At 75.3% G+C, this 6,880-nt stretch carries 8 protein-coding genes; 5 read left to right on the top strand and 3 right to left on the bottom strand.

Annotated elements, in window-relative coordinates; translation table 11 throughout:
• Positions 1–832 (bottom strand): tyrosine-protein phosphatase (locus E6R62_RS32645; protein ID WP_240802029.1); only part of this gene is annotated, 832 nt, incomplete at its 3' end.
• A 166-nt stretch (positions 833–998) separates the two neighbouring features.
• Between E6R62_RS32645 and E6R62_RS32640 the strand changes: the two genes are divergently transcribed.
• From E6R62_RS32640 to E6R62_RS32630, 3 genes are all read left to right on the top strand, one after another.
• Positions 999–2,219 (top strand): ADP-ribosylglycohydrolase family protein, encoded by a 1,221-nt coding sequence (locus E6R62_RS32640; protein WP_136217095.1) that lies wholly within the window; start codon positions 999–1,001, stop codon positions 2,217–2,219.
• 190 nt (positions 2,220–2,409) lie between these two features.
• Entirely contained in the window at positions 2,410–3,108 is a 699-nt protein-coding gene (locus E6R62_RS32635) for a hypothetical protein (protein WP_168714252.1), read from the top strand.
• 148 nt (positions 3,109–3,256) lie between these two features.
• A complete protein-coding gene (locus tag E6R62_RS32630; protein ID WP_136217093.1) occupies positions 3,257–4,117 on the top strand; it encodes a TIGR03619 family F420-dependent LLM class oxidoreductase in 861 nt (286 codons plus the stop codon).
• A 36-nt stretch (positions 4,118–4,153) separates the two neighbouring features.
• Here E6R62_RS32630 and E6R62_RS32625 read toward each other — a convergent pair whose 3' ends face one another.
• Together E6R62_RS32625 and E6R62_RS32620 are read right to left on the bottom strand one after the other, a co-directional pair.
• Positions 4,154–5,089: a M56 family metallopeptidase gene (locus E6R62_RS32625; RefSeq protein ID WP_136217092.1), complete on the bottom strand. Its 936-nt coding sequence runs from the start codon at positions 5,087–5,089 to the stop codon at positions 4,154–4,156.
• Positions 5,086–5,457: a BlaI/MecI/CopY family transcriptional regulator gene (locus E6R62_RS32620; protein ID WP_136217091.1), complete on the bottom strand. Its 372-nt coding sequence runs from the start codon at positions 5,455–5,457 to the stop codon at positions 5,086–5,088. The genes E6R62_RS32625 and E6R62_RS32620 overlap by 4 nt, the downstream gene beginning before the upstream one ends.
• A 133-nt stretch (positions 5,458–5,590) precedes the next feature.
• Here E6R62_RS32620 and E6R62_RS32615 point away from each other — a divergent pair, with 133 nt between their 5' ends.
• A complete protein-coding gene (locus tag E6R62_RS32615) occupies positions 5,591–6,271 on the top strand; it encodes a DedA family protein (RefSeq protein WP_136217090.1) in 681 nt (226 codons plus the stop codon).
• Positions 6,271–6,876: a phosphatase PAP2 family protein gene (locus E6R62_RS32610; protein WP_136217089.1), complete on the top strand. Its 606-nt coding sequence runs from the start codon at positions 6,271–6,273 to the stop codon at positions 6,874–6,876. The genes E6R62_RS32615 and E6R62_RS32610 overlap by 1 nt, the downstream gene beginning before the upstream one ends.
• Positions 6,877–6,880 lie beyond the last annotated feature (4 nt).

Below are 6,880 nucleotides of genomic sequence, written 5' to 3'. Positions count from 1 at the left end.
CCGCGCCCGCGTCAGCCGCAAGGCCGTTGCTCGCCAGGTGGTCGGCCATGACCGTCTCCCACGGGACGCCGAGGGCCGTCAGGAGTGTGGCGCTCGCCCAGCCGGTGCGGTCCTTGCCGGCCGTGCAGTGGAAGACGACGGCGCGATCGTGGTCCTGTTGGACGCCCTCGAAGACCTCGGTGTACGCGGTCTTGCCGCCCGCGCCGGCGACCATGGCCTTCTCGGCGTCCCTCATGAACTGCACCGCCTCCTCGGGGGTCTTCGGCAGGACCTGGAGGGCCGACGAGCCCGCGAAGACATCGGCGACGTGGTACGCGGCGCCCGCGGGGACCTGGTCGGCGCCCTTCGTCCGCTCGCTCTCGGTGCGCAGGTCGAAGACCGTCCTCACGTGCAGGCGACGGAGCTTGGCCAGGTCGGCGGGGGTCAGCTTGTCCAGTGCGTCGGAGCGGTAGACCTCGCCCGTCTTGACCCACTGGCCGGTGGCGGTGCGGTAGCCGCCCGCGTCACGGAAGTTGACGGCTCCTTCCAGCTTGACCAGCCGGTCCGCCAGGTGCAGGCCGTGGGCGCGGTCGGGTGTGAGGTCGAACCACTGGCGGTCGGCGGCGGGCAGTCCCGTCACCACGGCCCGCCCCTCGGCGCCGCCCCGGGCGACGACCTTGCCGCCGGCCCGGATCTCGACCTTGCGCACGCCCCGGGCCTTCCACTCCACCGTGTACGAGCCGTCGGCGCCGGCGGTCACGCTCGCCTCGGTGAAGGGGACGGCCCGGCCCTGCTGGTGGCCCGACCAGGGCAGGTCCCAGCCGGAGGCGCTCGCGGCGGGGGCCGCGACCACGGAGACGGTGAGTGTGAGACGACGAGACGCCGAGGGACGGGACGGCGGCCTGTTGTGTTCGGATTCCGGCCGTTCTCCGACCACTTCTGCGCGACCTGACGCATACCGTCCGGGTTCGACCGAACCTGTCCACTACAGTGCGCGCCAAAGCCTGGGGGGAAACAGCATGGACACGAGCACAGCGACGCCTACGGCCCCGGACGCGGCGGCCCCTGCCGGCACCGGCCCGTCCGTACCCGCGGCGGCGCCGACGGCCGCCGTCACCTCCAGCGCCACCTCCACCGCGTTCTGGGGACGGACCGAACAGCAGGACTTCCGCAGCCGGGTCCGCGGCACCCTGCTCGGCTCCGCGATCGGCGACGCCCTCGGCGCGCCCGTCGCCGGCCTCTCCCTCGACGGCATCCGCGAGACGCACGGCTTGGCCGGCCTGACCGAACCGGCCCCGGCCTACGGCCGCCGGGGCACCGTCACCGCCTCGACGCAGCTCGCGCTCTTCACCGTCGACGGGCTGATCCGGGCCCACGTACGCCGCGACACCGGCGGCTGGCACCCGCCGACCGACGTCCACCGGGCCTACCTTCGTTGGGCCGCGACCCAGCACGACTGGGGCCCCGACGAGCGGCGCGAGGACAACGGCTGGCTCGCGCAGCAGGAGTGGCTCTACGCCCGCCGCGGCCCCGACCGCGCCTGCATGACCGGCTTCGCCGACGACAAGCTCGGCACGCCCGACCAGCCGAAGAACCCCACCGCCCGGGACGCCGCCGCGACCGCGCGCTCGGCCCCGTTCGGCCTGCTGGTCGGTTGGGAACCGGCCCTCGTCCTCCAACTCGCGGTCGAATGCGCGACCCAGAGCCACGGGCACCCCACCGCGTACCTGTCCGCCGGAGCCTTCGCCGTGATCGTCCACGGCCTGACCCGGGGTGATGCGCTGGACGTCGCCGTGCAGCGCGCCCTCGGCCTGCTCGGGGGCCGCCCCTCCCACCAGCCGGTCACCGACGCCCTGCGCCGCGCGGTCTCGGCCGCCACGCAGGGGGAGCCGAGCCCCAAGATGGTGGAGTCCCTCTCCCCGGGGGACGGCCGTGACGCCGACGACACGCTCGCCGTCGCCGTGTACTGCGCCCTGGTCGCCGAGGACGTCCCGCACGGGCTGCGGCTCGCCGTCAACCACGGCGGGGACTCGACCGTCACCGGCGCCCTGTGCGGGGCGCTGCTCGGCGCCCTGCACGGGGAGACGGCCCTGCCGGCCGCCTGGCTGGCCGACGTGGAGGGCCGCGCCACGATCCTGGAGCTGGCCGACGACTTCGCGCTGGAGATGACGCAGGGACCCGCCCTGCACGGCCCCTCCGCCTCCGCGCCGGGCTGGCTCTCGCGCTATCCGCGCGGCTGACGGGGTGTCGGTGGGGTGAAGTGGCTTTCCGATCATGAGCATGCCGCCTCCGCCCCCGCACTCCCCGGGTCCGTACGGACCCGCAGTACCCGAGCCCGCCCGGCGGCCGGCCCTATCCGCAACAGCAGGGGTACCCGGGCCCGCCCCACCCGCCGCAGCCGTACCCCGGCCAGGCGCCCTGGGGCCGCCGGTGGGACCGGCGCCGACGGGGCCGCTGCCGATGGGGCCGCCGCCGCGCAAGAGCCGGGCCGGGATCGTGATCGCCGTCGTCACGATCCCCCTGGGCGGGCTGTTCGTCGCGGGGTTCGTGGTGAACCGGGTCGCCCGGGCGGGAGCCGTCGTGAGCGGGGCCGGGTTCCCGGCCGCCGAGTACCGGCTGACGGTGCCGAAGACGATGCTGAGCGGCACGCACCGGCTGTCGCAGGACGCGTCCGGGACCAAGGACAAGGAGATCATCGACGGCGGCTACGACCCCAAGGTCCGCGACCCGAAGCCGGTGGTCGCCCAGTACGCCACCGCCGACTCCGCCACCGACCCCGGCGTCCTCGCCATCTCCGGCATGTACGGCCGGTTCAAGGACCCTGCGGACTCCCGGCGCAAGATGATCGCGGGCGCCCAGGAGGGCGACGGCGCCGGGCAGGCGGTCCCCCCGAGGGACATCACCCCGACCGGCTCGGACATCACCCTGACCTGCCAGGTGCTGACCTCCCTGCAGAACGGCACCAAGGTCCCCTTCCCCATGTGCGCCTGGGCGGACGCCAACACGGCCGCCACGGTCGCCGTGGTCACCGCCGCGACCGCCCTTCAAGACCCCGCCTCCATCGACCTCGACCGGATGGCCGAAACCACCCTCAAGGTCCGCGCGGAATCGCGTCAGCCGCTGCACTGATGCGGACGGGCCGCAGGCCCCGCCCCTGTCGGCGACGGGCCCGCCGGGGCGGTGCGGCGCCGGGCGGCGCGGCTCGTGCTCCGGGGTGTCGCGCGGGGGCGCGGGGGCCGTACGTTGGCCGCCCGACGTCTCGGAGGTGCCATCACCCATGCGGATCGCCACGACCATCTTCCTCACCGACCGCACCATCACCCCCACCCGCCTGGCCCGGGCCCTGGAGGAGCGCGGCTTCGCCGGCCTCTACCTCCCCGAGCACACGCACATCCCCGTCGCCCGCGACACCCCCGCGCCGATGGGCGGCGAACTGCCCGAGGAGTACGGGCGCACCCTCGACCCCTTCGTGGCGCTCGGTCAGGCCTGCGCGGTCACCGAGCGGCTGCACCTCGGCACCGGGATCACCCTGGTCGCGCAGCACGACCCGATCGTGCTCGCGAAGCAGGCCGCCACGCTGGACCACCTCTCCGGCGGCCGCCTCACCCTCGGCGTCGGCTACGGCTGGAACGTGGAGGAGGCCGCCGACCACGGTGTCGAGTGGCGGACCCGGCGCGAACTGGTCCGGGACCGCCTGGCCTTGATGCGGGCCCTGTGGTCCCCCGAACCCACCCCTTACGAGGGCGCCTTCGGCTCCGTCCGGGCCAGCCTGGCCCACCCCAAGCCGGTCCGCCCGGCCCGTGAACTGGGCCCCGGCGCTCTGCTGCACGGGCCGCGCACGCTCATCGGGGGCGCCGCCGGCCCGAAGCTCTTCGCGGCCGTCGCCGGGCAATCCGACGGCTGGCTGCCCATCGGCGGCGGCGGTCTCGGCGAGTCCCTCCCGGCGCTGCGCCGCGCGTGGGAGGAGGCGGGCCGCGACCCGAAGACCCTCCAGGTGGTCCCGTACGCCGTCCGCCCCAACCCGGGGAAGCTGGCCCACTACGCGGACCTCGGGATCGAGGAGGTCGTGCTGCAACTGCCGCCGGCCGCGGAGGCGGAGGTGCTCCGCACCCTGGACGACTTCGCCCGGTACCTCTGACGGTCCCGTCGGAGGTGACCGGCGCCCGGGCGGAAGTCAGCGGGCGGCCGGTGCCTCGCCCTGGGCGACCTCCACGTCGCGGTGCAGGAGGTCCAGCCCCACGCCGGTGGTGACGGTGGTTCCCGCCGCCAGGGCCACCAGCAGGCAGGCCGCCGCCGCTGCCGCGAGCGGTCGCGCCGTCGGGGGGTGCAGCAGTGCCCGGACGCGTTGCGGGACCGGGCCGCCGACGGCGCGGGCGGCGAAGGCCGGACGCACCGCGCCCGACGCTCCGTGCCCGGCCAGCGCGGCCCGGCCGATGGCCCGCGCGATGAGCCGGCGGTCGCCGGTTGCGGCCGCCGCGGCCTCGTCGGCGACCCGCTCCACGGTGAGGGCGATGGCGTCGCGCACGGCCCGCAGGGCGGGGTGGCAGCGCGCGGCGAGATCGGCGGCGGCGAGGAACCAGTGGTGGCGGCCGGTCAGGTGGGCGCGTTCGTGGGCGAGCAGGGCCTCGCGCTCGGGCCCGTCCAGGGCCCGGAGCATGCCGGAGGTCACCACGACGCGCCCCGGGTTCCCGGGCAGTGCGTAGGCGTCCGGGTCGGGCCGGTCCAGGATGCTGAGGTCACCGGCCTGGGTGGCCCAGCGCACCTGCTCGCGAGCGCGGCGGTAGTGGCGGAGTTGGCGGAGCACCGAGCGGGCGATCCCGTACGCGCAGAGCGACAGGGCGCCGACGGCCAGCGCGGCCGCGGGATCGGCGAGGGCGGGCGCGACGTCGAGCGGGTGGACCAGGTGGCCGAGGCGCGCTAGTGCCGACACGCCGAGCGCCCCGGTGAGCAGCAGGCCCCCGAGTGCGGCGAGCCGGCCGACCGCGAGGACGCACGCGGTGCCGGTCAGCGCCCACAGGGCGACCGACGGGCGCAGCCGGGGCGCGGCCCAGCGGGCGAGGGGCGGCGCGGCGAAGGGCAGCAGCAGGGAGGCGAGCAGGCCGGTGATCACTGCCCGCCGCCGTCCAGCAGTTCCCGTAGGACGCGCTCGTCGTCGGGGCTCAGCTCGGAGACGAACCGCGCGAGGACGGTCTCGCGGTCGCTGTCCTTGTCGAGCTCGTGGTGCATGCGCCGGGCCGTGAGGCCGTGGGCGTCCCGCACGGGGAAGTAGGCGTAGCCGCGGCCGGAGCGCTCCCGGGCGACGGTCCCCTTCTCGTGGAGGCGGGACAGGATGGTCGTCACCGTCGTGCGCGCCAGGTCCGCCGTCAGGGTCCTTTGCACCTGCGCGGCCGTCTGGGGTGCTTTCGCCGCCCACAGCGCGGCGAGGACACTCGCCTCCAGCTCCCCCGCCGGCCTGCGGTCGGCCGTCGACCCGCTCATCGCCCTCTCCCCGCCTCGCGATCGTCTACAGTGCCGTAGACCGTCTACGGGATTGTAGTCGACCGGATGTTCCCCCCGGCGCCCGGCTTCCGGCTGCGCGCATCCGTCACGAACCCAATGAGAGGCCCCCTCCATGGCCGTTGTCACCTCCTTGGCCGTCCCCGCCGCGAACGACCTCGCGGTCAACCTGCTCGACGCGCATTCCCTCCTGGCCACCTTCGGCATCGTCGGCATCGCGGTGGTGATGTTCGCGGAGACGGGGTTGCTGATCGGCTTCTTCCTGCCCGGTGACTCGCTGCTGTTCACGGCCGGTCTGTTGTGCGCCGGGAGCGCGGAGGGCGAGCCGCGCCTCTCGCTGCCCCTGGTACTGCTCGCCTCGGCGGTCGGGGCACTGGTCGGCGCCCAGGCCGGCTACCTGATCGGCCGGCGCGGCGGCGGAGCCCTCCTGGAACGCAGCCGTTCCAAGCGCCTCCACGAGGGCGCGGAGCGCGCGGAGGAGTTCCTCGCCAAGTACGGGCACGCCAAGGCGATCGTCCTGGCCCGTTTCGTGCCCGTGGTGCGTACGGTCCTCAACCCGCTCGCCGGGGCCCTGAAGGTGCCGGCCGGCGTCTTCACCCTGTGGCAGGTCGTCGGCGGTCTCGTCTGGACGGTCGGTCTGGTCCTCGCCGGGTACGCGCTCGGCTCCTCCATCCCGAACGTCGACCGGTACCTGCTGCCGATCGTCGCCCTGGTCGTCGCCGTGTCCCTGCTGCCCCTCGCCATCGAAGTGCTCCGTTCCCGGCGGGCCCGCAAGCACCAGAACGGAACCGCTTGATGACCCTCGCGTACGACGGCTCGCACATCGACGGCTCGGCCTACGTCGATGTCATCGACGCCGCCCACCGGGCGCCGGGCTGGCTCAACTCCCTGACAACCGCCTGGTCGGCCTACGGTCTCGCGCTCTTCGCCGTGCTGATGCTGGCCGGCTGGTGGCAGGCCCGCCGGGCGGGGACCCCGGCGGCGGTCACCGCCCTCGCGGTTCCCCTGATCACCCTGGCCGCCTTCGGGGTGGACGCCCTGCTCAAGCTCGCGGTCCGCGAGGACCGGCCGTGCCGGACCTTCGGGGTCGCCACCCTGGAAGCCTGTCCGGCGCCCGGCGACTGGTCGTTCCCCAGCAACCATTCCGCGCTCGCCGCCGCGGCCGCCGTGGCGCTGTTCTACGTGTCACGGCGGCTCGGCGGCGTCGCCCTGGCCGCGGCGGTCCTCATGGCCGCATCCAGGGTCTGGGTGGGCGTGCACTACCCCCACGACGTACTCGCCGGCTTCCTCGTCGGCGCCGTCGTGGCCGCCGCGGCGGCCGGCGCCGTCCGCCGCCACGCCCCGGCCCTCACCGCGCGCCTGGCCGCGGGCCCGCTCCGCCCGCTCCTGGCCGCGGCGTGACCCG

Source organism: Streptomyces sp. A1136, from assembly GCF_004795055.1.
Lineage (GTDB): Bacteria > Actinomycetota > Actinomycetes > Streptomycetales > Streptomycetaceae > Streptomyces.
Note: the sequence above shows the minus strand (reverse complement) of the source record. Positions and strands in the feature narration are given on the sequence as shown.

What these genes read in the sequence shown, in the direction of transcription:
- E6R62_RS32640 (WP_136217095.1), top strand. Translation starts at nt 999, where the DNA reads ATGGACACGAGCACAGCGACGCCTACGGCCCCGGACGCGGCGGCCCCT.
- E6R62_RS32630 (WP_136217093.1), top strand. Translation starts at nt 3,257, where the DNA reads ATGCGGATCGCCACGACCATCTTCCTCACCGACCGCACCATCACCCCC.
- E6R62_RS32620 (WP_136217091.1), bottom strand. Translation starts at nt 5,457, where the DNA reads ATGAGCGGGTCGACGGCCGACCGCAGGCCGGCGGGGGAGCTGGAGGCG.
- E6R62_RS32615 (WP_136217090.1), top strand. Translation starts at nt 5,591, where the DNA reads ATGGCCGTTGTCACCTCCTTGGCCGTCCCCGCCGCGAACGACCTCGCG.
- E6R62_RS32610 (WP_136217089.1), top strand. Translation starts at nt 6,271, where the DNA reads ATGACCCTCGCGTACGACGGCTCGCACATCGACGGCTCGGCCTACGTC.